25 protein-coding genes and 1 pseudogene are annotated in these 24,138 nt (G+C 65.4%); all 26 read left to right on the forward strand.

The window, feature by feature from the left end:
* Positions 1-18 precede the first annotated feature (18 nt).
* Positions 19-1,200 (forward strand): phage portal protein, encoded by a 1,182-nt coding sequence (locus OSJ75_RS20845; protein ID WP_267229350.1) that lies wholly within the window; start codon positions 19-21, stop codon positions 1,198-1,200.
* Complete coding sequence (locus OSJ75_RS20850) at positions 1,200-1,568, forward strand: DUF6107 family protein (RefSeq protein WP_267229351.1); 369 nt, start codon at positions 1,200-1,202, stop codon at positions 1,566-1,568. The genes OSJ75_RS20845 and OSJ75_RS20850 overlap by 1 nt, the downstream gene beginning before the upstream one ends.
* Positions 1,558-2,142, forward strand: coding sequence for an HK97 family phage prohead protease (locus OSJ75_RS20855; RefSeq protein WP_250014643.1), 585 nt, complete (start codon positions 1,558-1,560; stop codon positions 2,140-2,142). The genes OSJ75_RS20850 and OSJ75_RS20855 overlap by 11 nt, the downstream gene beginning before the upstream one ends.
* A complete protein-coding gene (locus tag OSJ75_RS20860) occupies positions 2,142-3,383 on the forward strand; it encodes a phage major capsid protein (RefSeq protein ID WP_250014642.1) in 1,242 nt (413 codons plus the stop codon). The genes OSJ75_RS20855 and OSJ75_RS20860 overlap by 1 nt, the downstream gene beginning before the upstream one ends.
* Before the next feature lie 259 nt (positions 3,384-3,642).
* Entirely contained in the window at positions 3,643-4,221 is a 579-nt protein-coding gene (locus OSJ75_RS20865; protein ID WP_267229352.1) for a head-tail connector protein, read from the forward strand.
* Positions 4,221-4,556 carry a phage head closure protein gene (locus OSJ75_RS20870; protein ID WP_267229354.1) on the forward strand — a complete coding sequence of 112 codons (336 nt, stop codon included), beginning with the start codon at positions 4,221-4,223 and terminating at the stop codon, positions 4,554-4,556. The genes OSJ75_RS20865 and OSJ75_RS20870 overlap by 1 nt, the downstream gene beginning before the upstream one ends.
* Positions 4,553-4,699, forward strand: coding sequence for a hypothetical protein (locus OSJ75_RS20875; RefSeq protein WP_267229355.1), 147 nt, complete (start codon positions 4,553-4,555; stop codon positions 4,697-4,699). The genes OSJ75_RS20870 and OSJ75_RS20875 overlap by 4 nt, the downstream gene beginning before the upstream one ends.
* Positions 4,696-5,100 (forward strand): DUF3168 domain-containing protein, encoded by a 405-nt coding sequence (locus OSJ75_RS20880; RefSeq protein ID WP_267229356.1) that lies wholly within the window; start codon positions 4,696-4,698, stop codon positions 5,098-5,100. Before OSJ75_RS20875 ends, OSJ75_RS20880 begins: the two co-directional genes overlap by 4 nt.
* 58 nt (positions 5,101-5,158) lie before the next feature.
* Positions 5,159-5,572: a phage major tail protein, TP901-1 family gene (locus OSJ75_RS20885; protein ID WP_250014634.1), complete on the forward strand. Its 414-nt coding sequence runs from the start codon at positions 5,159-5,161 to the stop codon at positions 5,570-5,572.
* Positions 5,569-5,910, forward strand: coding sequence for a gene transfer agent family protein (locus tag OSJ75_RS20890; protein ID WP_250014632.1), 342 nt, complete (start codon positions 5,569-5,571; stop codon positions 5,908-5,910). The genes OSJ75_RS20885 and OSJ75_RS20890 overlap by 4 nt, the downstream gene beginning before the upstream one ends.
* Positions 5,907-6,140 carry a rcc01693 family protein gene (locus OSJ75_RS20895; protein ID WP_267229357.1) on the forward strand — a complete coding sequence of 78 codons (234 nt, stop codon included), beginning with the start codon at positions 5,907-5,909 and terminating at the stop codon, positions 6,138-6,140. Before OSJ75_RS20890 ends, OSJ75_RS20895 begins: the two co-directional genes overlap by 4 nt.
* On the forward strand, positions 6,125-6,661 hold the full coding sequence (locus tag OSJ75_RS20900) for a phage tail tape measure protein (protein ID WP_267229358.1): 537 nt from the start codon (positions 6,125-6,127) through the stop codon (positions 6,659-6,661). Before OSJ75_RS20895 ends, OSJ75_RS20900 begins: the two co-directional genes overlap by 16 nt.
* A gap of 35 nt (positions 6,662-6,696) precedes the next feature.
* Positions 6,697-7,326 carry a DUF2460 domain-containing protein gene (locus OSJ75_RS20905; RefSeq protein ID WP_267229359.1) on the forward strand — a complete coding sequence of 210 codons (630 nt, stop codon included), beginning with the start codon at positions 6,697-6,699 and terminating at the stop codon, positions 7,324-7,326.
* Positions 7,323-8,249, forward strand: a complete 927-nt coding sequence (locus tag OSJ75_RS20910; RefSeq protein WP_267229360.1) for a DUF2163 domain-containing protein — start codon at positions 7,323-7,325, stop codon at positions 8,247-8,249. The genes OSJ75_RS20905 and OSJ75_RS20910 overlap by 4 nt, the downstream gene beginning before the upstream one ends.
* A 44-nt stretch (positions 8,250-8,293) precedes the next feature.
* Positions 8,294-8,731, forward strand: a complete 438-nt coding sequence (locus tag OSJ75_RS20915) for an NlpC/P60 family protein (RefSeq protein ID WP_267229375.1) — start codon at positions 8,294-8,296, stop codon at positions 8,729-8,731.
* 60 nt (positions 8,732-8,791) lie between these two features.
* Positions 8,792-12,640: a baseplate multidomain protein megatron gene (locus OSJ75_RS20920; protein WP_267229361.1), complete on the forward strand. Its 3,849-nt coding sequence runs from the start codon at positions 8,792-8,794 to the stop codon at positions 12,638-12,640.
* Positions 12,641-12,655: 15 nt separating this feature from the next.
* Entirely contained in the window at positions 12,656-12,874 is a 219-nt protein-coding gene (locus OSJ75_RS20925) for a hypothetical protein (RefSeq protein WP_250014621.1), read from the forward strand.
* An 89-nt stretch (positions 12,875-12,963) separates the two neighbouring features.
* Positions 12,964-13,215 carry a hypothetical protein gene (locus OSJ75_RS20930; RefSeq protein WP_250014619.1) on the forward strand — a complete coding sequence of 84 codons (252 nt, stop codon included), beginning with the start codon at positions 12,964-12,966 and terminating at the stop codon, positions 13,213-13,215.
* 12 nt (positions 13,216-13,227) lie between these two features.
* Positions 13,228-13,899, forward strand: coding sequence for a response regulator transcription factor (locus tag OSJ75_RS20935; RefSeq protein WP_250014617.1), 672 nt, complete (start codon positions 13,228-13,230; stop codon positions 13,897-13,899).
* Between the two features lie 124 nt (positions 13,900-14,023).
* The gene (locus OSJ75_RS20940; RefSeq protein WP_250015412.1) at positions 14,024-15,325 is read left to right on the forward strand and encodes a sensor histidine kinase; all 1,302 of its coding nucleotides are present in this window, start codon (positions 14,024-14,026) and stop codon (positions 15,323-15,325) included.
* 88 nt (positions 15,326-15,413) lie between these two features.
* A complete protein-coding gene (locus OSJ75_RS20945; protein WP_250014615.1) occupies positions 15,414-15,842 on the forward strand; it encodes a hypothetical protein in 429 nt (142 codons plus the stop codon).
* A gap of 117 nt (positions 15,843-15,959) precedes the next feature.
* Positions 15,960-17,117, forward strand: a complete 1,158-nt coding sequence (gene ccmI / locus OSJ75_RS20950; RefSeq protein WP_250014612.1) for a c-type cytochrome biogenesis protein CcmI — start codon at positions 15,960-15,962, stop codon at positions 17,115-17,117.
* A 2-nt stretch (positions 17,118-17,119) separates the two neighbouring features.
* On the forward strand, positions 17,120-17,563 hold the full coding sequence (gene ccmE, locus OSJ75_RS20955) for a cytochrome c maturation protein CcmE (RefSeq protein ID WP_250014610.1): 444 nt from the start codon (positions 17,120-17,122) through the stop codon (positions 17,561-17,563).
* Positions 17,560-19,626: a heme lyase CcmF/NrfE family subunit gene (locus tag OSJ75_RS20960; protein WP_267229362.1), complete on the forward strand. Its 2,067-nt coding sequence runs from the start codon at positions 17,560-17,562 to the stop codon at positions 19,624-19,626. Before ccmE ends, OSJ75_RS20960 begins: the two co-directional genes overlap by 4 nt.
* Positions 19,627-19,666: 40 nt before the next feature.
* Positions 19,667-20,176, forward strand: coding sequence for a cytochrome c-type biogenesis protein CcmH (locus OSJ75_RS20965; protein WP_267229363.1), 510 nt, complete (start codon positions 19,667-19,669; stop codon positions 20,174-20,176).
* Between the two features lie 568 nt (positions 20,177-20,744).
* Positions 20,745-24,138 (forward strand): annotated as a pseudogene (locus tag OSJ75_RS20970) (hypothetical protein); the annotation flags it as partial.

Here is a 24,138-nt window from a genome sequence, read left to right on the forward strand (position 1 = left end):
ATTTCATGAGGAATATCGATGGCACTTCATTGGCCGTGGCGCTGGGGCGCCGCGAATGCGAACCCGCAACTTCAACAGAAGACGGCGCAAGGGCTCGTCGCGCTGCAGTTCGACAGCCAGGCGCGCTGGTCGCAAGGCGGCTATGCCGGCCTGTCGCGGCAGGGCTTCATGCGCAATCCCGTCGCCTATCGCTGCGTCCGCCAGCTCGCGGAGGCGGCGGCGGCCATTCCCTGGCTCGTCTACGAGGACGACCGGGAGATGACGCGCCATCCGCTTGCCGAACTGCTGGAGCGGCCGCATCGCGGCGCCGACAGGTCGAGCTTCTTCGAGACGCTCTACGGCCATATGCTGATTTCCGGCAATGCCTATGTGGAGCGGCTGCAGGCGGCAGGCGGCGCGGGTGAACTGCATGTGCTGCGGCCGGACCGCGTGCGCATCGTCGCCGACGAGAATGGCTGGCCGGCGGCGCTGGACTACCAGGCCGGCGCGCGCAAGCGTTCTATTCCGCTCGACGAGGGGCGGGGGCTGCACCTGCGGCTGTTCCACCCGCTCGACGATCATTACGGCTTTGCCCCGCTCGAGGCGGCGCTGATGGCGCTGGACATCCACAATGCCGCCGGCGGCTGGAACAAGGCGCTGCTGGACAATTCGGCGCGTCCTTCCGGCGCGCTGGTCTATGCGCCGGGCGAGGGCCGGACCTTGAGCGAGGACCAGTTCGAGCGCCTGAAGACCGAGCTGGAGGAGGGCTATTCCGGCGCGGCGAAGGCCGGGCGGCCGCTGCTGCTCGAAGGCGGGCTCGACTGGAAGTCGATGGGCCTTTCGCCGCTCGACATGGATTTCATCGCCGCCAAGAATACCGCCAGCCGCGAAATCGCGCTCGCCTTCGGCGTGCCGCCAATGCTGCTCGGCATTCCCGGCGACAATACCTACGCCAATTATGCCGAGGCGAACCGCGCGTTCTACCGGCTTTCCGTGATCCCGCTGGTGACACGCACCAGCAAGGCTTTCAGCCAGTGGCTCGGCCGCAGCTTCGGCGCGGCGGTGCGGCTGGAGCCCGACCTCGACCGGGTCGAGGGCCTGTCCCAGGAGCGCGAGGCCCTGTGGCAGCGCATGGCGGCGGCAGATTTCCTCGACGAGGACGAAAAACGCGAGGCGGTCGGCTATTCGCCGCGCGCCAAGCCGAACGACAGGAGACCATGATGACAAACTGGAGCGATGCCGCCTGGGTGCTGGCGGCAAAGGCGGCGGGCGCGATTGCGGGTTCCGCCGTTTCACTGGCCTATATGCTGCCCAAGCAGAAGAGCGAGGCGGCGATACGGCTCATCGTCGGCATCGTCTGCGGGCTCGCCTTTGGCGGCGCGGCAGGCGTGAAGATCGCGGCGGAACTCAACATTCGCGGCGAACTCGGCGATGGCGAACTGATGCTGATGGGCGCCGCGGCGGCAAGCCTCGCCGCCTGGACCGCGCTCGGCATCTTCACCCGGCTCGCCGCGCACATCGGTGAATCGAAATCTGCGAATGGCGGCGCAAGCCCTTCTACGGAAAAGGATATCACCCATGCCGGCTAAGGCGATCGCGCTCAGGCTCGAAAAGAAATATGCCGGGCTGACGGTCGAGACGGTCACTCCCGACGGCAGTTTTTCCGGCTATGCCAGCCTCTTCGGCGAGGTGGATCTCGGCAAGGATGCGATCGAACCCGGCGCGTTCCGCAAATCGCTGCGCGAGCGCGGCGCCGCCGGCATCCGCATGCTGTGGCAGCACGACCCGGCCCAGCCGATCGGCGCCTGGACGCTGATCCGCGAGGATGCCCGCGGACTCTATGTCGAGGGCAGGCTTGCGACCGGCGCCGCCAAGGCGCGCGATGTGCTCGAACTCCTGCGGCAAGGCGCCGTGGACGGGCTCTCCATCGGCTTCCGCACGGCAAAGTCCGGACCCGGCGGCCGTGGCACCCGGCGCATATTCGAGGCCGACCTCTGGGAAATCTCGATCGTGACCTTTCCGATGCTGCCCTCCGCACGGATCGGCCAGGTCAAATATGTCACCGGCGCGGCGGCCTCGGACGCCGCCCTCGCGCGCCAGCTGCGGCTGGCCGCCATGAGCCTCAAACATTCAACCCGCTGCAACGACCAAAAGGGAAAATGATGACCGATACCAACCAGATAGCGCCGGAAACGAAGAACATCGACGATGTCGCGCAGTCGTTCGGCGATTTCATGCGCTCCTTTGACGAATACAAGCGCCAGAACGACGACAACATCGCCCAGCTGAAGAAGGGCACCGGCCTCGACATTCTTGCGACGGAGCGGCTGGACCGCATCAATGCCGCGCTCGACGAGCAGAAGCGGGCGCTCGACAGCGTGATCCTGAAGCGGGAGCGGCCGCCATTGCATGCGGGGCAGCCGGCCTTCGTGTCGCTCGAGCACAAGGGCGCCTTCAACGATTATGTGCGCCGCGGCGATGAAAGCGGCCTGCGCGGCATCGAAGCCAAGGCGCATTCGGTCAATTCCGCACCCGATGGCGGCTATCTCGTTCCCGCCGAACTCGAGACGGAGATCGGCCGGCGACTGGCGCAGATATCGCCGATCCGCGCCCTTGCCAGCGTGCGGCAGGTCTCTTCCATGGTGTTGAAGAAGCCGTTCTCGATCAAGGGGCCGGCGGTGGGCTGGGTCGGCGAAACCGAAGCCCGGCCGCAGACGGAGACCTCCGTGCTGGCCGAAATGCAGTTCCCGACCATGGAACTCTATGCCATGCCGGCGGCCACGTCCTCGCTGCTCGACGATGGCGCGGTCGATGTCGAGCAATGGATTTCGACGGAGGTCGAGACCGCCTTTGCCGAGCAGGAAGGCCGTGCCTTCGTCACCGGCGACGGCGTCAACAAGCCGCGCGGCTTCCTCAACTACAACACGGCGGAGGAGAAGAGCTGGGAATGGGGCAAGATCGGAACGGTCCTGACCGGCGCCGAGGGAGCCTTCATCAAGACCGGGGAATCCGACGTCCTGTTCGACACGATCTATACGTTGAAGGCGGGCTATCGCAAGAACGCCAACTGGGTCATGAACCGGCGCACCCAGGCGGCCATCCGCAAGCTCAAGGATGCCGACGGCAATTATCTCTGGTCGCCGCCGGCCGCGCCGGGCGAACAGGCATCGCTGCTCGGCTTCGGCGTGACCGAGGCGGAGGACATGCCCGACATCGGGCCGGGAATTGCGGCGATAGCCTTCGGCGATTTCGCCCGCGGCTATCTCGTCGTCGACAGGGTCGGCGTGCGCGTCCTGCGCGATCCCTATTCCGCCAAGCCCTATGTGCTGTTCTATACGACCAAGCGCGTCGGCGGCGGCGTGCAGGATTTCGATGCCATCAAGCTTCTGGTCTTCGCGGGCTGAGTCTTCCTGCGAAAGCAATGGCCTGGCGGCCGGGGCTGACTCATGCAGGCAGCCCCGGTTCCGCCTTCGGGCGGTTCGGCCTCAAAGCCCACCTCATGGCCCACCTCATACCCCACCTCATACCATTGTCGAATTGACCATTGCCGTGCCGGTTCATAATTTCCCGTCCTGGATGATCCGGTACGGTCCGGCCGCACCGGCCCGCATGACACGGCCGCCGGCCATGATTGGCGCGTTTCCGACGACAGGATATTTTGAAATGACCATGACCATTGTAACGCCACCGGCCGATGAACCGGTGACGCTTGACGAATTGCGGCAATATTTGCGGCTCGACGGCAATGCCGAGGACGAATTGCTCGGGCGGCTGCTGCGGGCGGCGCGCGAGACGTTCGAACATCATACCGGCATTGCCATGATGAAGCAGACCTGGCGGCTGCATACCGATTGCTGGCCGCAGCATGGCGTCATCCGCATTGCGCGCTACCCGGTTGCCTCCATCCTCTCGGTCACATTCTATGACGAAGAGGGCACGCCGGGGAGCATCACCGAACATGCGTTGCACCTCGCGCGCGAACGCCGCCCGGCGCGGGTCTATCTTGCCGCGCGCAACCGGCCGCAGAAGCGGGTCAGAGCCGTCGATGTCGAATTCGTCGCTGGCTTCGGCGGCGGCAGTGCCGGCGTGCCGGAAATGATGAAACATGCGGTCACGGCCCTTGCGGCGCAGTGGTACGAATTCCGTTATGGCCAGGGAACGGGCCAAAATGGGGCTACTGCGCAGGTGTTTCCGCCGGCGTTCGAGCGCGCGCTGGATGCCTGGCGAATGGTGCGGCTCTGATGGCCGCCGCGATCGTCGATCCCGGCAGCCTGCGCCATGAACTCGTCCTCGAAAACTATGCCGCCATCGGCGATGCGACCGGCGCGATCGAACTGCGATGGACGCCGGTGGCGCGCTTCTGGGGGCTGGTCGAACCGCTGGCGACGGCGGTGCGCCTGCTTGGGCAAAGCGAACTTTCCGAGGCGACGCACCGGGTGACGCTGCGCATGCGGCGGGGCATCGTCCGTGGCATGCGCCTGCGCCGGCGCGGCCGTATCTACGAGATCCTGTCGGTGCAGGAGCTCGACGAGACCGGCCGCCATCTTGTCTGCCAGCTTCGCGAGGAAACAGCATGAAGATCACGATGGAAATGACGCTTGCCGGCCTGATCACGGCGCTGCGCTGGCGCTCCGTCTCCGCCATGGAGCAGCAGCCGCGCCCGCCGCAGGCGCCGACAAACGAAGCAGCGCCGCCGGCAGAAGCCGGGAAACCGAGATGAGCGCCGGGCTCGCGCTGCAGGCGGCGCTGCTTGCCCGGCTTGGCGGGGAGCCGGCGCTGGTCGCGCTCGTCGGCGGGCGCATATTCGACCGGGTGCCGCCCGGCGCCGCCTTTCCGCATGTCGCTCTCGGCCCCGCCGCGATCTACGATTGCAGCACCGGGACGGAGCGCGGCTGGGAGCATCTCTTCACCATCAATGTCTGGCAGCGGGCGCTGGGCCGCAGATCCACCTATGAGATCATGGCGGCCATCGAGGCGGCGCTGGCCCCGGCGCGGCTCGATCTTCGCCAATACCGGCTCGTCACGCTCGACCTGCAGCAGCTGCAGGCGCGCGCCGAGGACGGCCGCGACGGCTATGGCGGCACGATGCGCTACCGCGCCGTCACCGAGGACGGGGCCTGAGCGGGCGCCGCCCATTTCTCCCCCGCCAAAGCCACCCATCAATCTGAAAGGAACGACAATGAGCGCCCAGAGAGGCAAGGATATCCTGTTGAAGATTGCCGATGGCAATGGCGCCTTCGTCACCTGTGCGGGGCTGCGGTCCAAGCGCCTGGCGTTCAACACCGAGACCGTCGATATCACCGATGCGGATTCCGCCGGCCGCTGGCGGGAGCTGCTCGCCGGCAGCGCCGTGCAGCGCGCGGCGATCGGCGGTTCGGGCCTGTTCAAGGATGCGCAGTCCGATGCGCTGTTCCGCCAGGCCTTCTTCCAGGGCGATATTCCGCTGTGGCAGATCATCCTGCCGGGCTTCGGCCTGCTGCAGGGCCTGTTCCAGATCACCGCGCTGGAATATGGCGGCGCGCACAATGCCGAGATGACCTTCGAGATCGCGCTCGAATCCGCCGGGCCGCTGCAATTCACCGAGGTGGCATGATGGCGAACCGGCACAGGGGCGAGATCGACGCGGTCCTGGACGGCGAGCGGCGCGTGCTTTGCCTGACCCTCGGCGCGCTGGCGGAGCTGGAAGCCGCTTTCGCGGCAGGCGATCTCGCGGTTCTCCTCAAACGCTTCTCGGAAAGCGCGCTTTCCTCCGGCGACATGATCCGGATCATAACGGCCGGCTTGCGCGGCGGCGGCATGCAGGTCGAGCCGGAGGCGGTCGCCGCCATGCGCACGGAGGGCGGCGCGACCGGCTTTGCCCGCATCGTCGCCGATTTGCTCCATGCCACCTTTGGTGAATCGGATCCGCAGGAAGCACCGCCAAACCCTTGAATTCCGCAGCGGAAACAACCGAGCCCTTCCCCTGGCGGCGCATCATGTCGACCGGGCTCGGACTGCTGCGGCTGCCGCCGCGCGCGTTCTGGGCGATGACCCCGCGCGAGCTCAATGCCGCCTGCCACCGGCCGGGCGCTGCCAATTCGGCGCCGCCCGCCCGAGCCGATCTCCTGCGCCTGATGCGCGATTTCCCGGATGAGGATGTTTCGGAATGTCCGACGATATGAATGTGAGAATGAAGGTCGATACCAGCGGCTTCGACGGCGCGCTGGACGATCTGCAGCGCAAGGCCGATCTCTTCGGCCGCACCATCACGACCTCCTTCAAGAGTGCGGCGACGAGCGGCCAGAGTTTTGGCGACGTGCTGCGCCAGCTCGGACTGAACCTCGCAAGCATGGCGCTCAGTTCCGGGCTGAAGCCGATCCAGAACGAGATGAGCGGCCTGCTCACCGGCATGTTCGGCAGCATGAAGGCGCCGGTCAAGGCCTTCGCCAAGGGCGGCGTGGTCGACAGCCCGACCCTGTTCGGCGGCGGGCTGGGGTTGATGGGCGAGGCGGGGCCGGAGGCGATCATGCCGCTGGCGCGCGGCGCCGATGGCCGTCTCGGCGTCGCAGGCGCGGGCGGAGGGGCCGCCGTGCATGTGACCTTCAATGTCAGCACGCCCGACGCCGCATCCTTCCGCAAATCGGAAGCGCAGCTGACGGGCATGCTCGCCCGCGCGGCACGGCGCGGCGCGCTGACGCTCTGATCCATTGGGCGAACTCCGTTTGACAGGGGCTGACGATGACACCTTTCCACGATGTCCGGTTTCCGGCCGCCGTCTCCTTCGGCGCGAGCGGCGGTCCCGAATGGCGCAACGAGATCGTGCAACTGACCTCGGGCCGCGAACAGCGGAACGCCCGCTGGGCCCAGTCGCGCCGGCGCTACGATGTCGGCACCGGCCTTCGCTCGCTGGCGGACCTCGAAGCGGTGATGGCCTTCTTCGAGGCGCGCCGCGGCTCCCTGCACGCGTTTCGCTTCCAGGACCCGTTCGATCATCTCTCCTGCGCCAGCGGCACGCTGCCGACGCCGCTGGACCAGCTGCTCGGCGAAGGCGATGGCAAGCGCGCGGAGTTCCAGCTGGTCAAGCGCTATGGCGATTATGCGCGCCACATCGCCAGGCCGAGGGTGGAGACGGTGCGCGTGACCGTCGGCGGGATCGAGCAGCGGGCAGGGCTGCATTTCAGCGTCGACGGCGCGACGGGGCGGGTATTGTTCCAGGCCCATGCCATCCCGCAGGCATCGGCCCGCATCACCGCCGGCTTCGCCTTCGACGTGCCGGTGCGCTTCGATACGGACCAGCTCAGTGCCTGCATCAAATCCTTCCGGGCCGGCAATATCCCGTCAATACCGATCATCGAGGTGAAATCATGAACAGGACGACCGAGATCAGGGCGACGAGGGCGGCGAGGGCTGCCGGGGCGGCGAGAGCTGCCGGGGAGCTTGAATCAAATCTTGCAGGCGATGTGACAAGCCATTGTTTCTGCTGGATCATGCGCCGCCGCGACGGACGCGTCTTCGGCTTCACCGATCATGATCGCACGATTCGGATCGCCCGGGTGGACTGCGAACCGCAGACGGGGCTCAGCGCCAGCGAGGCGACCAGCGCACTCGGGCTCAGCGTCGACAGCGCCGAGATCGAGGGCGCATTGTCGGCGCCGGGCATTGCGGAGGTCGACATCGAGAACGGGCTTTTCGACGGGGCGACGGTCGAGACCCATCTCGTCAACTGGATGGCGCCCGAACAGAACATGCTGCTGCGCACGTCGCGCATTGGCACGATCAGCCGCGCCGGCGGGCGCTTCGTGGCGGAAATGAAGAGCAGCGCCGTCGATCTCGACAAGGTCGACGGGCGTTGCGTCAAGCGGCTGTGCGATGCGCAGCTTGGCGATGCGCGCTGCGGCTATGCCGGTAGCGGCCAGGGCGGCAGCCAGAATGGCATCGTCGCCGAAATCCTCTCCGACCGCGAAATCATCGTTTCCGGCGTCGCTGCGCCCAATGGCTGGTTCGTCAATGGCGCGGTTCGCCTGCCGGGCGGCGGCGGCACGGTCGTCGTCAACCAGCAGCCATGGGGAGCGCAACTGCGTCTCGGCCTGCGCGACACGCCAGCGCCCGGGCTGAAGCCGGGGGATGCGATCGTCCTCATGCCGGGCTGCGACAAGAGCTTTGCCCAATGCCGGGCGAAATTCGGCAATGGCATCAATTTCAGGGGCTTTCCGCATCTTCCCGGCAATGATGCGATCTACAGCTTTGCCAATGGCCGCGATAATTTCGACGGCGGGGCGCTGGTGCCATGAGCGGGAACATGAGCCGGGACATGAGCCTTGCCCCGAGCCGGGACATGAGCCGGGCGCAGGAGGCGCTGTGCGAGGCGCGGCGCTGGCTGGGTACGCCCTATCGGCATGGCGCCTCGACCTGCGGCGTCGGCAGCGACTGCCTCGGCCTCGTGCGCGGCATCTGGCGGCAGCTCTATGGCGCGGAGCCGCAGGCCATCGCCCCCTATAGCGCCGACTGGGCGGAAACCGGCAAGGGCGACCCCCTGCTGGACGCGGCGCGCCGCCACATGGAGGAGCGTCCGCTCGCCGCTGCCGCGCCGGGCGACATGCTCGTCTTCCGCTGGCGTGACGGCGTCGCGGCCAAGCATCTCGGGCTGCTCGCGGACGAGACGCGCTTCATCCATGCCTATGAGGGCCACAGCGTCATGCTGTCCACGCTCGCGCCGCAATGGCGCCGCCGCATCGCCGCGGTCTTTGCCTTTCCGGATCGGATCGGCAGTTGAACGAACAGGACCGGCGCAACTGGTCCTTGCATTATCTCCAACGCAGAAAGCACGTCATCCATGGCAACGCTCGTATTGACGACGCTGGCGGGTTACGCCTTCGGCTCCGGCACCCTTGCCGCCGCGCTCGGCACGGCCGCCGCATCCGTCGCCGGCTATATGATCGACCAGCGATTGTTCGGGCGGGACATGGAAGGCCAGCGGCTGGCGCCGATGCGTCCGACGATCGCGGAGGAAGGCGCGCCGCTGCCGCGCATCTACGGCACGGCCCGCGTCTCCGGCGTCCTCATCTGGGCAACGCGTCATGAAGAGGTCCGCACCAGCAAGCGCCGTGGCGCGAAAGGCGGCCCGAAACTGACCGAATACAGCTATTTCGGCAATTTCGCCATGGCGGTGGCGCAAGGTGAGATCAGCCATATCCGCCGCATCTGGGCCGATGGCAAGGAATATGACCAGACGCGCGCCGCCATCCGTGTCTACCGTGGCAGCGAGCGCCAATTGCCCGATCCGTTGATCGAGGCCAAGCAGGGCGCCGACAATGCGCCCGCCTATCGCGGCACCGCCTATGTGGTCTTCGATCGCATTCCGCTCGATGAATTCGGCGGGCGGATCCCGCAATTCCAGTTCGAGGTGATCCGGGCGGTGGGCGATGTGGCGCAGGGGCTGACGGCAGTCGCGCTCATCCCGGGCGCCACCGAATTCGGACTGTCGCCGCGGGCGGTGGTGGACGAGCCTTCCAAAGGCGAAACGCGAAGCCTCAACCGGGCCTCGCTCTGCGCGGCGACCGACTGGCAGGCGTCCATGGACGAATTGCAGGCGCTGAGCCCCAACCTCCGGCATGTGGCAATCATCGTGCCCTGGTTCGGCAATGATCTGCGGGCGGGGGAATGCCGCATCAGGCCCGCTGTCATGGACAGGCATGGCCATGGCGAAAGCATGGAATGGAAGGCCGGCGGCGTCGGCCGCGGGCAGGCGCATCTCCTGTCGCGGATCAACGGCAGCGCCGTCTATGGCGGCACGCCGTCCGATGCCAGCATCATCGGCGCCATCAGGGATGCGGCGGCGCGGGGGCTTTCGGTCACGCTCTACCCCTTTATCATGCTCGACGTGCCGGCGGACAATGCTTTGCCCGATCCCCATGGCGGGGCGCGCCAGCCGGTCAATCCGTGGCGCGGGCACATCACCTGCCATCCGGCGCCCTATCGTCCGGGCAGCAGCAATCGGACCGATGCCGCGGCCGGCCAGGTGTCGGCTTTCCTCGGCACGGCGGAGGCAGGCGCGTTCCGGGTGGAGGATGACGGCGTCACGTTCCGGGGCGGCAGCGCCGACTGGGGCTATCGCCGCTTCGTCCTGCATCTCGCCTATCTCGCCCAATGTGCCGGCGGCGTCGAGGCATTCCTGCTCGGCTCGGAACTGCGCGGCCTGACCATGATCCGCGACACGGCCGGGGATTTTCCCTTCGTCAAGGGCCTGTGCCGGCTGGCCGGGGAGGTGCGGGCGATCCTCGGTCCCGCCTGCAAGCTGACCTATGGCGCCGACTGGTCCGAATATTTCGGCCATCATCCGCAGGACGGGTCGGGGGACGTGTTCTACAATCTCGACGCTCTCTGGGCGCATCCGGCGATCGATGCCGTCGGCATCGACAATTACATGCCGCTGAGCGACTGGCGCGACGAGGATCACGGCAGCGCCAATCCGGACGGGTTTGCGGCGCCCTACGATCTCGAGGCGCTGTCGGGCCAGATCGAGGCCGGCGAGGGGTTCGACTGGTACTACGCTTCGGCCGGGGACAGGCAGGCGCGGCGGCGCACGCCGATCGGCGATGGCGAGGGGCGCGGCTGGGTCTATCGCTTCAAGGACATGGCCTCCTGGTGGAGCCGGCCGCACATGAACCGTATCAGCGGCATCGAAAGCCGCTCTCCCTGGCAGCCGCGATCGAAGATGATCTGGTTCACGGAGCTCGGCTGTCCCGCCGTCGACAAGGGGCCCAACCAGCCGAACGTCTTCCCGGATGCTGTCTCCTCGGAAGGCAGCCTGCCCTGGCACTCCGATGCGACGCGCAGCGATCTCGCGCAGAACCGCTATCTGCGCGCGCATCTCACCTATCATTATCGCGACATGGTGGACCGGGAGCGGATCTATGTCTGGGCCTGGGACACGCGGCCATTCCCGGAATTCCCGCTCAACCGCAGCCTGTGGGCGGACGGGAACAACTGGATGACCGGCCATTGGCTGAACGGAAGATTGTCCGGCGCAGCCCTCGACGAACTGCTTGGCGCCATCCTTTCCGATTTCGGCATCAGGAATTTCGATACGCAGGGGGCGGACGGCTTCGTCGGCGGCTATGTCATCGACGGGCCTTCGAGCGTCCGCGCCGCGCTGGAACCGCTGTTGCAGCTTCATGGCGTCAATGCCTTCGAAAGCGCGGGCGATCTGGTCTTTCGCAGCGAATCCCGCACCGCAAGGCGGATAACCCTCCTCGACGAGTTCGTGGAGGAGGATGACGATTCCGGCCCGAGCCGCCGCATCGAGGAGATGTTCGATCAGCCGGCGCGGGTCGAGATCGGCTATCGCGACCCGATGCTGGATTACCAGACCTGTCTCGCCTTTGCCGAAAGACAGGACGGGCGCGGCATCAACAGCCTGTCCGTGCCGGCCATGCTGGAACCGGCGGCGGCGCGCATGCTGGCCGAAGAATGGATGCAGCGGCGAAGGGCGGGCCGGCACAGCGCCCGTTTCGCCGTGCCGTGGAAACAGGCGCGGCTGCGGGTTGGCGACAAGGTGCGGCTGGCAGGTTCCGTGGTGCCGCGCGACTATGTGGTCACCAGCATCGAGGATGGCGCTGCCCGGCGCATCGAGGCGCGGGCGCTGCCGCAGCATGTGCGCCATGCGGTTCATGCCGCCTTGCCGGCAGTGACGGCACGGAGCAGCACGGGCATGCGCGGGCGGCCCTTCTACCGGATGGCGGACCTGCCCATGTGGCCGGGCGTCGAGGACAGCGCCGGGCAATTCCGCATCGCGGCCCTGGCGCGGCCATGGGGCGGGGCGGATATATTCGCTTCGCCGACCGGGACCGGATTCGAACTGCGCAGCCGGCTCGACCTTTGCGCGACGATGGGCGAGCTGACGGCACCGCTGCCGCCCGGTACGAGCGGGCGCATGCTGCCGGGCATGGAAGCGCGGGTCAGGCTCTTCCACGGCGAACTCGCCTCGGTCTCGTCCGCCCATCTTTTCAATGGCGCGAACACGGCCTTGCTCGGGACGGCGGATGGCGGCTGGGAGCTGTTCCAGTTTCTCGCCGCCGAGGAAGTCGCGCCCGACGAATGGCTGCTCAAGGGCCTTCTCAGGGGGCAATGCGGCACCGAGAACGAGGCGGCGCAGGCGCGCGATGCGGGTGCCACGTTCATCCTGCTCGACGATGCCGTTGCGCCGGCCGGGCTGAAAGGCCGGGAGAAGGGGCTGGCGATCAACTGGCGTGTCGGCGCGTCGGGCGAGGTGTTCAGCGACCAGTATTATGCCACGGAGGCGGCGACCGGCGGCATGCGGGCGCTGCTGCCGCTCGCACCGGTGCATCTGCGCGCCATGGCCGAGCCGAACGGGGATCTGCGGCTGACATGGGTGCGGCGCGGCCGGCTCGACGCGGATGACTGGATCGCCGCCGATATTCCGCTCGGCGAGGCAGGCGAAGCCTACCGGATCGAGGTCGGGCTCGGCGGCATCGCAACGCGCGTCGAGGAAGTCGCGGCCGCGCATTGGCTCTACCCGGCGGGAAGCCGCCGCGCCGACCTTGGAAGCCTGACGGCGCCGTTCGAGATTTCCATCGCGATGATTTCGGCGGCCGTCGGCCCCGGCATCGCGCTGCGGCGCCGGCTGGTACCTGGCAATAATGGCTTGATATCAATCATTTAAGAGGAGTATTTTACAATGACCAATGAAAAATCATGGCACCGGTCGAGGACCGTCTGGGGCGCCATCGGCACCATCGCCCTGTCTTCGACGCGGTTTCTCGATGCCTCGCCGGAGATTCCCGATACTGCCGCGCTTGTCGATATCAGCATTGGTTTTCTCACCGCGATCTGCGGCGTCATTTCGCTTTTCGGCAGAATAAGTGCGACAACACGCATTTCACGAAAAGAAATATGATGTTAAAAAGCGTGCGCTTATGGCATTTCTGATCAACGCAACCCAACTGTTCATTCATCGTTCAGACAGCATCCGATAGTAATGACGCCATGAAACACGTATTTTTCTCCTTCCCCTTAGCGGGTTTGATCTCAGTCGCTGGCGTCGCATTCGCCAGCCCTGCATTGGCTGCGGATTGTTCGGCGGTGGGTGAGCAGGTTGCGCAATCGCAAGGTGGCACCCTTGCCCGCGCGACCTCGGTCGTCCAGAACGGCAAAGAGGTCTGCGTGGTGGTTGTGCTCATTCCGGGCAGGGACGGCGAGCGGCCCCGCCGGGTCGAAGTGGCGGTACCGGCGAAGTAGGTCACAGCCCATATGAGAATATTAGTCGTTGAGGACGATCGCGATCTGAACCGGCAGCTGGTGGAAGCCCTGACCGATGCCGGCTATGTCGTCGACAAGGCTTTTGACGGCGAGGAGGGGCACTTCCTCGGCGATACCGAACCCTATGATGCGGTGGTGCTGGATATCGGCCTGCCGCAGATGGACGGGCTGACCGTGCTCGAGAAATGGCGCCGCGAAGGCCGCGCGATGCCGGTCCTCCTGCTGACCGCGCGCGATCGCTGGAGCGACAAGGTTGCCGGCATCGATGCCGGCGCCGATGATTACGTCGCCAAGCCCTTCCACATCGAGGAGGTGCTGGCGCGCCTGCGGGCCCTGATCCGCCGCGCCGCCGGCCATGCCTCGGCGGAAATCTCCTGCGGGCCGCTGCGGCTCGACACCAAGACCTCGAAGGCGACCGTCAACGGCACGGCGCTCAAGCTGACCTCGCACGAGTTCCGGCTGCTCTCCTATCTCATGCACCACATGGATGAGGTCGTTTCGCGCACCGAGCTGGTGGAACATCTCTACGATCAGGATTTCGACAGGGATTCCAATACGATCGAGGTATTCGTCGGCCGTCTTCGCAAGAAGATGGGCCTGGATATGATCGAGACCATCCGCGGCATGGGCTATCGAATGAAATCACAGGGCGGCAAGGCCTGAGCCCGGCTGAGGGCACCGGTCGTGCAAAGCGGGGCAACGCGTGGCAATCCGGTTGACCAACTATCTTCCCAGTATTAGATCGCTGTCGCTGCGGGTCATCACGCTCTCTACGCTGTGGACGATCATCTCCTTCGTCGCCATCGCCACCATCATCTCGGCGCTCTATGGCGAGGCCCGGCTGAAGAGCTTCGAGGAACTGCTGTCGGCCCATCTCTTCAGCGTCATCGCCTCCGTCAGTGTCAATGACGGCAACCTGGCGGGACGCCCCGACCCCGGCGAAGTGCGCTATTCCAGCCCGCTCTCCGGCTGGTACTGGTCGGTCGAGCCGGCGGCCGACAATCTCAAGGGCTCGCTCCGTTCCGTATCGCTCGGCGAAAGGAACATCGATTCCCCGTCGACCCTGAACGTTCCCTTCGACACCTCCTTCCAGCGCCGCTATATCGAGACCGGGCCGAACGGCCAGCAGCTTTCCGTCGTCGAGACCGAAGTCGTGCTCGATGCGGAAAATCGCGTCGCGCGGTTTCGCGTCATGGGCAATCTTGGCGAGATCGAGGGCGAGATCGCCGATTTCCGCCATACGCTCTATTTCTATCTCGGCATATTCGGCCTTGGCGGCACGCTCATCAATGCCGCCGTCATCCTCTTCGGCCTGCGCCCGCTCGACCGGGTCCGCCGCACGCTGGGCGACATACGCGAGGGCAAGGTGTCGCGGCTCGACGAGAACCTTCCGGACGAGATTGCGCCGCTGGCGCGCGAGATGAACGCGCTCATCGACAATAATCGCCGCATCATGGACCGTTCGCGCACCCAGGTCGGCAATCTCGCCCATTCGCTGAAAACGCCGCTTTCGGTGCTCGTCAACGAGAGCCGCGCCATTGGCGGCGCCGAGGGCAAGCTGATCGCCGAACAGAGCGCCGCCATGCAGATGCAGGTGCAGCACTACCTGCAGCGGGCCCGCGTCGCCGCCCAGCGCGACAGCGTCGTCTTCCGCGCGCCGGTGACGCCGATACTGGAGCGGCTGGTGCGCGTGACGGCCAAGCTCAATCCCGACAAGGACGTGCAGTTCAACAATTACATGGATCACGCCATATTCGCCGGCGAGCGCGAGGATCTGGAGGAGATCGTCGGCAATCTCCTCGAAAATTCGGGCAAATGGGGCAATCAGGTCATCCGCCTCACGCTCGCCGACAATGAACATGGCTTCGAGATCAGCGTCGAGGATGACGGTCCGGGGCTGGAGCCGGGCCAGATCCAGGATGCGCTGGCGCGCGGCAAGCGGCTGGACGAGAGCAAGCCCGGCACCGGCCTCGGCCTTGCCATCGTCAACGATACGGTGCGGGAATATGGCGGCAGGCTGCAGCTGGAGCGAAGCGAGGCGCTGGGCGGCCTCAGGGCGCGGCTGGTGCTGCCGGCGGCGGCCGGTTGATCAAGACGCTGGCCAGCGCCGAATAGCAGCTTGCAAGGCCTCGCGCCTCGCGCCATAAAGCAATGACGAATGATTGGACGGACGAATTATGAAATTGAAGATTGCTGTCGCCTTGCTTGCCGTTGCCGGCGTGAGTGGATGCTCGACGACTTCCGCGGGCAAATCGGGCGGCGGGCCCTTGAGCAGGCTCACCGGCAGCGGTCGCTCCGATACGAGCGTCGTCGCCGCGCTCGGCAATGGCCTGATCGGCAGCAAGGTCGCGCTTTCGGCCGACGATCGCGAACTGGCGCTGCAGGCGGAATACAGGGCGCTCGAATATTCGGCTGCCGGCAAGAGCATCGAATGGAAGAACAAGAGCGGCAATCGCGTCGGCGAGGTCGTGGCCGCCCAGCCCTATCAGGTCGGCTCGCAGAACTGCCGCCAATACACCCATACGGTGCGGATCGACGGTGCCCCGCAATCGGCAAGAGGCACCGCCTGCCGCAATGAAGACGGCAGCTGGACACCCCTGACCTGACGACCCGAATCTGGCGTTCGATTCCGCCACGCTGGCGACCCGTCGGGCTTTGCGGCGAATTGCCCTATCGTTCAAATCCGTTTGGCTTACGGCTTTAGTTGGGGCTATGTCTCCTTCATGATTTTCTGGATTGTCGCTGCCCTGCTGACTGTCGGCGCAACGCTGATGGTGTTGCTTCCATTGACTCGCCGCATCGCCCCGCCGGCGGTGGACAGCCAGCATGACGTCGAAGTCTATCGCGACCAGCTCGTGGAAGTGAATGCCGACGAGAGGCGCGGCCTGATCGATGCGACGAGTGCCGAGCAGGCGCGCGCCGAGATCGGCCGCCGGCTGATCGAGGCTGCGCGCATGGCCGCGGCCGAGGAAGCGGTGGTGCGCCCGGTGAAGAGCGCGACGCGCGAATGGGTGACGCTGGTCACGGTGATCGCCATCCCGGCGCTGTCCTGGGCGCTTTATACCAATCTCGGTTCGCCGGAGCTTCCGGCGCAGCCGCTGGCGGAACGCCTGTCCAAGCCGGCGGACCAGGCGACGCCGGCCGAGCTCGTGGCGCGGGCCGAGGCGCATCTCAAGCTCAATCCGGATGATGGCGAGGGCTGGGAAGTGCTGGCGCCGATCTATCTGCGCATGGGGCGCCCGGCCGATGCCGTCACCGCCTATCGCAACACCATCCGCATCCGGGGCGACAGCGCGGCGCGGCAGCTCGGCCTTGGCCAGGCGATGACGCAGGCGGCGGGCGGCAAGGTGACGCCGGAGGCCGAAGCGGTGTTCCGGCGGGCGCTGGAGCTCGACCCGCAGGACATGCGGCCGCAATTCTTCATCATCGACGGCTGGATGCAGCAGGGCCGCCTGACCGAGGCGCGCGACATGATCCGCGAGCTTCTCGCCAAGGCGCCGGCCGACGTGCCCTGGCGCGAGCAGGCGCAGGCTGCGCTGACGCGGCTCGACGACCAGATCGACGGCGACGCGCCCGATGTCAGCGACGTGGAGCGGACGGGGCCGAGCAGCGCCGAGATCGAGGCGGCAGCCGGCATGAGCGGCCAGGATCGCGCGGAAATGATCGAAGGCATGGTTGTCAGCCTGGCACAAAAACTGGAAAAGTCTCCCGACGACGTCGAAGGCTGGGAGCGGCTCGTCCGTTCCTATGTGGTGCTGAACCGCCCGAACGACGCCCTGGCGGCGCTGGGCCGGGCGAAGCAGGCGCTTGCTGCCGAAGACGCGGCGAGGCTGGATTCGGTCGCGGCCGAACTTGGCCTCGTCGATGCACCGGAGGAATGAGGATGACGCGCAAGCAGAAACGGCTGACGGTGATCGGCGGCGGGCTTTTCGTGCTGGCTATTGCCGCCGGGCTGGTGCTGTTCGCGCTCCAGCAAAGGATCGCCTTCTTCCGCATGCCGTCCGATATCCAGGCGGCGGATGTCAGCTCCGGCTCGCGCTTCCGCCTTGGCGGGCTGGTCGAGAAGGGGTCCGTGAGCCGCGGGCCGGGCAGCCGCATCAGCTTCGCGGTGACCGATACGGCAAAGAGCATCGCCGTGACCTATGACGGCATCCTGCCCGATCTCTTCCGCGAGGAGCAGGGTGTGGTGGTGGAAGGCAGCTTTGCCGAGGGCGGGGCCTTCGTCGCCGACAGCGTCCTTGCCAAGCACGACGAAAACTACATGCCGAAGGACGTGGCCGATGGCCTGAAGGCCAAGGGCGTCTGGCGGGAGGAACCGAAGCCATGATGGTTGAACTCGGGCATTTCGCGCTGATCCTCGCTCTCGTCCTGTCGCTGGCCCAGTCGGTGCTGCCGATGCTGGGCGCGCGCCGCAACGACGAGCGGCTGATGGCTGTCGGCACGCCTGCCGCGCTGACCGTCCTCGCGCTGGTGGCGCTGGCCTTCGCCGCCTTGACCATGGCCAATGTGCTTTCCGATTTCTCGGTGAAGACCGTGTTCGAGAACTCCCATTCGCAGAAGCCGCTGCTCTACAAGTTCACCGGCGTCTGGGGCAATCATGAGGGCTCGATGCTGCTATGGGTGCTGATCCTCAGCTTCTTCACCGCGCTGGTCGGCCTGTTCGGCAATAATCTGCCGCAAACGCTGAAGGCCAATGTGCTCGGCGTCCAGGCGTGGATCGGCACTGCCTTTCTCCTCTTCATCGTTGCGACCTCCAACCCCTTTGCCCGGCTCGAGCCGGCGCCGATCGAGGGCAGGGACCTCAACCCGATCCTGCAGGATATCGGCCTCGCCATCCATCCGCCGCTGCTCTATCTCGGCTATGTCGGCTTTTCCGTCTGCTTCTCCTTTGCCATTGCCGCGCTGGTCGACGGGCGCATCGATGCCGCCTGGGCGCGCTGGGTGCGGCCATGGACGCTGACGGCCTGGATATTCCTCACCGGCGGCATCGCCATGGGTTCCTACTGGGCCTATTACGAACTCGGCTGGGGCGGCTGGTGGTTCTGGGACCCCGTCGAGAACGCCTCCTTCATGCCCTGGCTGGCCGGCACGGCGCTGCTGCATTCCGCCCTGGTCATGGAAAAGCGCTCGGCGCTGAAAATCTGGACCGTGCTTCTGGCGCTGCTCACCTTCTCGCTGTCGCTGCTCGGCACGTTTCTCGTGCGTTCGGGCGTGCTCACATCGGTCCACACCTTCGCCACCGATCCCGGCCGCGGCCTCTTCATCCTGGCGATCCTCGTCATCTTCATCGGCGGTTCGCTGGCGCTCTTTGCCTGGCGCGCCGGCACGCTGGCGCCCGGCGGCCTGTTCCAGCCGATCTCCCGCGAGGGCGCGCTGGTGTTGAACAACCTGTTCCTGACGACGGCGACGGCCACCGTTCTCGTCGGCACGCTCTATCCGCTGCTGCTCGAGGCCCTGACCGGCGAGAAGATTTCCGTCGGCGCGCCCTTCTTCAACCTGACCTTCGGCCCGCTGATGCTGCCGCTGCTGGCCGCCGTGCCCTTCGGCCCGCTGCTGGCCTGGAAGCGCGGCGATCTTCTCGCCGTCGGCCAGCGCCTGATGACCGCCTTCCTCATCGCATTGCTGGTGACCGGGGTCGTGCTCTACCAGACGTCCGCCAGCGCCGTCCTTGCCGCCCTCGGCATCGGCCTCGCGGCGTGGCTCATGCTCGGCGCGCTGACCGATCTCGCTCTGAAAGCCGGGATCGGCCGGGGAAAGACCGGGGCGGGCGTGATGCTGCAGCGTCTTGCCGGCCTGCCGCGCTCGGTGTTCGGCACCGCGCTGGCGCATTTCGGCCTCGGCATCACGCTGCTCGGCATTGTCGCCACCACCGCCTTTTCGACCGAGAGCGTGCTCGTCATGCGCCCCGGCGAAAGCATCAGGGCAGGCGGGCACACGCTGCGCTTCGAGAAGATCGAGCCGGTCAAGGGACCGAACTTCACCGAGGAGCAGGGGCATTTCACCCTGCTGGACGATGCGGGCACGCCGCGCTCGCGCTTCATCGCAGCCAAGCGCTATTTCCCCGTGCGCGAGATGCAGACGACGGAGGCGGGCATCACCACCTTCCTGTTCAGCCAGGTCTATGTGGCCCTTGGCGAAACGCCGGCTCCGGACGGCGCACCCGATGCGGGCGTCGTCGTGCGCATCTGGTACAAGCCGCTGGTGACGCTGATCTGGCTCGGCGCGGTGGCGATGATGCTCGGCGGCATCTGCTCGCTGCTCGACCGGCGGCTGCGCGTGGGCGCCCCGGCGCGGCGTTCCCTTTCCTCCGGGGGCTTGCCCGCAAAGACCGCTGTTGCAAAGACCGGCGCTGCAAAGACCGCCCAGGCATCCCGCTCGGTGCAGTCATGACGTCCGCCTCCCTCGTCCTGAGCATGTCGAAGGGCTGCCCATGATACGGATGCTGCGGGGAATCGTTCTCGTGCTGGCGCTGGTCCTGTCCGGTGCGGCGGCGGCGCTTTCGCCGGATGAGATGCTGCGGGATCCGGCGCTGGAGCAGCGGGCGCGGGTGATATCGGCGCAGATACGCTGCCTCGTCTGCCAGAACGAGTCGATCGACGATTCCAATGCCGATCTCGCGCGCGACCTGCGCCGGCTGGTGCGCGAAAGGCTGGCCGCGGGCGATACGGATGGCGAGGTGATCGAGTTCCTCGTTGCGCGCTATGGCGAGTTCGTCTTGCTGAAGCCGCGCCTGTCGGCGAGGACCGTGCTGCTCTGGGGCTTTCCCATCGCCGCGCTGCTTGCCGGCATCGCCGCCATGATCGTCGCCCTGCGCCGCCGCAGGAGCAGCCCCGTGCCGGCGCTGACGAAGGATGAACTGCGGCGGATAGACCATTTGCTGCGCGATGCGACGCCGCCCGCAGCAGATCGCCCGCATAATGGCGATATCCCCCGGTCGTGACCGACGGCATCGGCCTTTCGCCAAAGTATTCATACTAAAGTATAATTGTAATATTACAGTTTTGTGCGATTCTAAACGCAAGTTGCAATATTGCCGGTTGTCTTTCGCAAGACCTGCTCTTAAGAACAACTCTGTTAAGACAGATCTATCATGATTCGCGGGTGCAAAGCCGCACACGCATCGGATGCTCGCACGGCGGCAACGAATTGTTTTCCCGGTTTTTTCCCGGAAGCTGTGTTGCTTGCCCCTGTCTCAGGTGGCAGGCGCGCCGCACAGTAAAGACCGGGCATTTCAAGTAATATCGCATAAGAAATACCATATAAGAAATACCATATAAGTAATACCATTCGCTGTTTTTATTGTTAGTCGATCTTTTCAGTACGAAAGTTGTTTCATGTTTGCTAGCCTGAGCCCTGCCTGCGTTTCCCGTTCGACCCTGCGCGCGGTGCGCCGCGCCGGCAACTGGCTGGCCGCCGCGGCCGACAGCCGCTCGGCCCGCCGCCGGCTCAATGCGCTGCTGCGCCTTGCCTGCCGCAGCCTCGGCCCGAAGCGCGCAAAAGGCCTCGGCATGCTGGCGATTGTCGGCCTGGCGCTGGGGTTGGGGCAGGCATGGGCCCAGACGTCATTCGAAGCCGGTGGCGGCAAGGTGAGTAGCCTTACAAATGGTCTCATTGCCATAGGTTCCGGCGCGGACGCTAAAATGACCAAGGCTGTGACGATGTTTCCGGGCGCTATCGCCATTGGCCAAGTCGCCGTTGCGGAGGATCGCGGCGTGGCATTGGGAACATATGCAGGAGCTGGCAGCCAAGGCACGGCCATTGGCAACTTCGCAAAGGCGACAGTCAAAGACTCAAAAGTCTCAAACGCAACGGCTGTTGGCAATAGTGCTGAGGCCCAAGGTATTTCCGCAACCGCCGTCGGTGATACCGCAAATGCGACGGCAGAAAACAGCTTGGCTCTCGGCGCAGGTGCAAAGGCAAGCGAAGCGGCCGCGACCGCCATGGGCAAGGACGCAAAGGCCTCTGGTTACGGTGCCGTCGCGATCGGCAGTGCTACGACATTCAGTGTGGACGGAAAAACAGTGACTCGAGCGGGAGCGGAGGCCGGTACACAAAACGCAATAGCAATTGGCTCGGGCGCAAGCGCGAAGGGGATAATCGGCCGCGCGGCCATCGCGATCGGCGAGGGAGCAAAGGCGATCGATTCCGGCGTTGCCATGGGCTTTCAATCTGCTGCTGCTGCCAAGACTGCAACTGCTGTCGGTGACTCTGCCAATGCAAGCGGCGAAGCTGCGACCGCCATGGGCAAGGACGCAAAGGCCTCTGCTGGCGGAGCCATCGCCATCGGCGGTACTACGACAGTCATTGTGGCCGGAAAAACAGTGACTCGAGCGGGAGCGGACGCCAACGCAGAAAACGGAATAGCGATTGGCTCGGGCGCAAGCGCGAAGGGGATAATCGAACGCGCGGCCATCGCGATCGGCGAGGGAGCGACGGCGATCGATTCTGGCGTTGCCATGGGCTATGAAGCTGCCGCCGCCATGAACGCGACCGCTGTCGGTCGATTTGCCAAGGCAGGCGGTGAGGCCGCGACCGCTGTGGGCTGGAACGCAAAGGCCGCGAACGCGTACAGCGTGGCGCTTGGTTCCTTCGCTGCCACCGAGCCCGTAGCCGAGCCTGCAGCAACCGTCCCGCTGAACGGCAAGGACTATACGCTTCAATATCCAAAAACGGTCGGCGTAGTCTCCCTTGGTACGGCAGCATATAAAGCGCCGAAATTGGGCACTAAAGGCGAGCGGATACTGGACGCAAGCGGAAATCCGCAAATGGAGGAACGACCAGCGGAGACCCGCCAGATCATCTACCTTGCGCCGGGCCGGGTGAAGGCCGGCAGTACCGATGCCGTCAATGGCGATCAGCTCAATGCGGCTTATGAGGGCATAAAGGACCTCGGCACGGCGTCGCAGACGCTCGGCGCCGCGCTTGGCGTCGGCTTCACCAATGGCAAGTTTGACGTCCCGGCATTCGGCCTGACCAGTCTCGGCAAGGATGGGCTTGACAAGAATGTCGTTCAGCCGACGACCTTTCTCGGCGGCATCCAGGCATTGGATCGCGTGCTTGAAAATCTGAACAACAATGCGCTGCTTTTCAACGGGACGGTCTATGACGCCAGGTCGAAGCGCATCAGCAATCTCGCCGCCGGCACTGCGGATAGTGATGCGGTCAATCTCAGCCAGCTCAATACTGTGAAGACCACGGCGGATGGTGTGAAGACCAGGCTCGATGAGGTTACTGGGGGGGCGAGCTTGGCTCTGGGGCTGGGTTCCGCCGCCGGAGGTGCGAAGGCAATCGGCCTTGGTGAGAATGCACAGGCCAGCGGTGACGCGGCGACTGCTGTCGGCAGCGAGGCAAAGGCCTCTGTTCGCGGTGCCGTCGCGATCGGCGGTGCTACGACAGTGAGTGTGGCCGGAGAAACATTGATTCGAGCGGGAGCGGAAGCCAGCGCAGAAAACGGAATAGCGATTGGCTCGGGCGCAAGCGCGACGGTGACACCCCCCCCCGCGGCCATCGCGATCGGCGAGGGAGCGAAGGCGCTGAATGAAGCGAAGGCAACAGGTGAGGGCGCAAGCGCGACGGAGATAATCCACCGCGCGGCCATCGCGATCGGCGAGGGAACAAAGGCGATCGATGACGGCGTTGCCATGGGCTTTGAAGCCAATGCTACCGTCAAAGGGGCGGTCGCTATCGGCAGGCAGGCGAACGCCTGGAATGAAGCAGCAACCGCCATCGGCTGGAATGCGAAGGCAACAGGTCAGTACTCGAGCGCTATTGGTAAAGATGCACAGGCTATTGGCGGTGGCGCTGTAGCACTTGGTTGGGAAGCAAAGGCCGATGGCGTTGGTGCTGTAGCACTTGGTGGGAGAGCACAGACCGATGGCGTTAGTGCTGTAGCACTTGGTTGGGAAGCAAAGGCGAAGGCTTACGCCAGCCAGGCTCTCGGCTTTCAGGCAACTGCAAGCGGTGTCTCCGCAATCGCCATTGGCTGGGATGCGAAGGCAACAGGTGAGGGCGCGAACGCCATTGGTGTGGATGCACAGGCCGATGGCGTTAGTGCTGTAGCACTTGGTAGGGATGCAAATGCGAAGGCTACAGTGAGCCAGGCTATCGGTTATAAGGCAACTGCAGAGCGTGATGCCGCAATCGCCATCGGCTGGAACGCGAAGGCCGCGAACGCGTACAGCGTGGCGCTTGGTTCCAACGCCACCACGGAAGCTGCGATATCGCCCCCGGCGACGTTCCCGCTGAACGGCAAGGACTATACGCTGAGCAATCCTGCGCCGGTTGGCGTGGTCAGTATAGGCAGGACGTATTCGGAAACCAACAGGTCGAACGAAAAGGGCGAGGTGGTAAAGATAATTTCCCCTGCCGAGACCCGCCAGATCGTCAATCTCGCGCCGGGCCGGGTGAAGGCAGGCAGCACGGATGCCGTCAATGGCGATCAGCTCCATGCGGCTTATGAGGGCATAAACGACCTCGGCAGGACCTCCGTGCAATACACGCCGACGGACACCAACAACGACGGCAAGATAGACGAGACGGACAAGCACGGCGCAAAGCTGGTGCTGAAGGATACCGTCATCTCGAAGGTCGCCGAGGGCAAGGCCGACACCGATGCCGTCAATATGAAGCAGTTGGACGCGGTGGATACGAAGGCCAGTGAGGCCAATGGCAAGCTGGTGGATCTCAGCGGGGCCACGGTGCAGGCGACGATAGACACGGCGTCGCAGACGGTTGGCGCCGTGCTTGGCGTCGACTTCGCCGATGGCAAGTTTGCCGTCCCGGCTTTCGGCCTGACCAGTCTCGGCAAGGATGGGCTTGACAAGGATGTCGTTCAGCCGACGACCTTTCTCGACGGCATCCAGGCATTGGATAAGGTGGTCGCCGGCCAGGGTACGCGGCTCA

This window comes from Phyllobacterium sp. 0TCS1.6A (assembly GCF_026420825.1).
GTDB lineage: Bacteria > Pseudomonadota > Alphaproteobacteria > Rhizobiales > Rhizobiaceae > Phyllobacterium.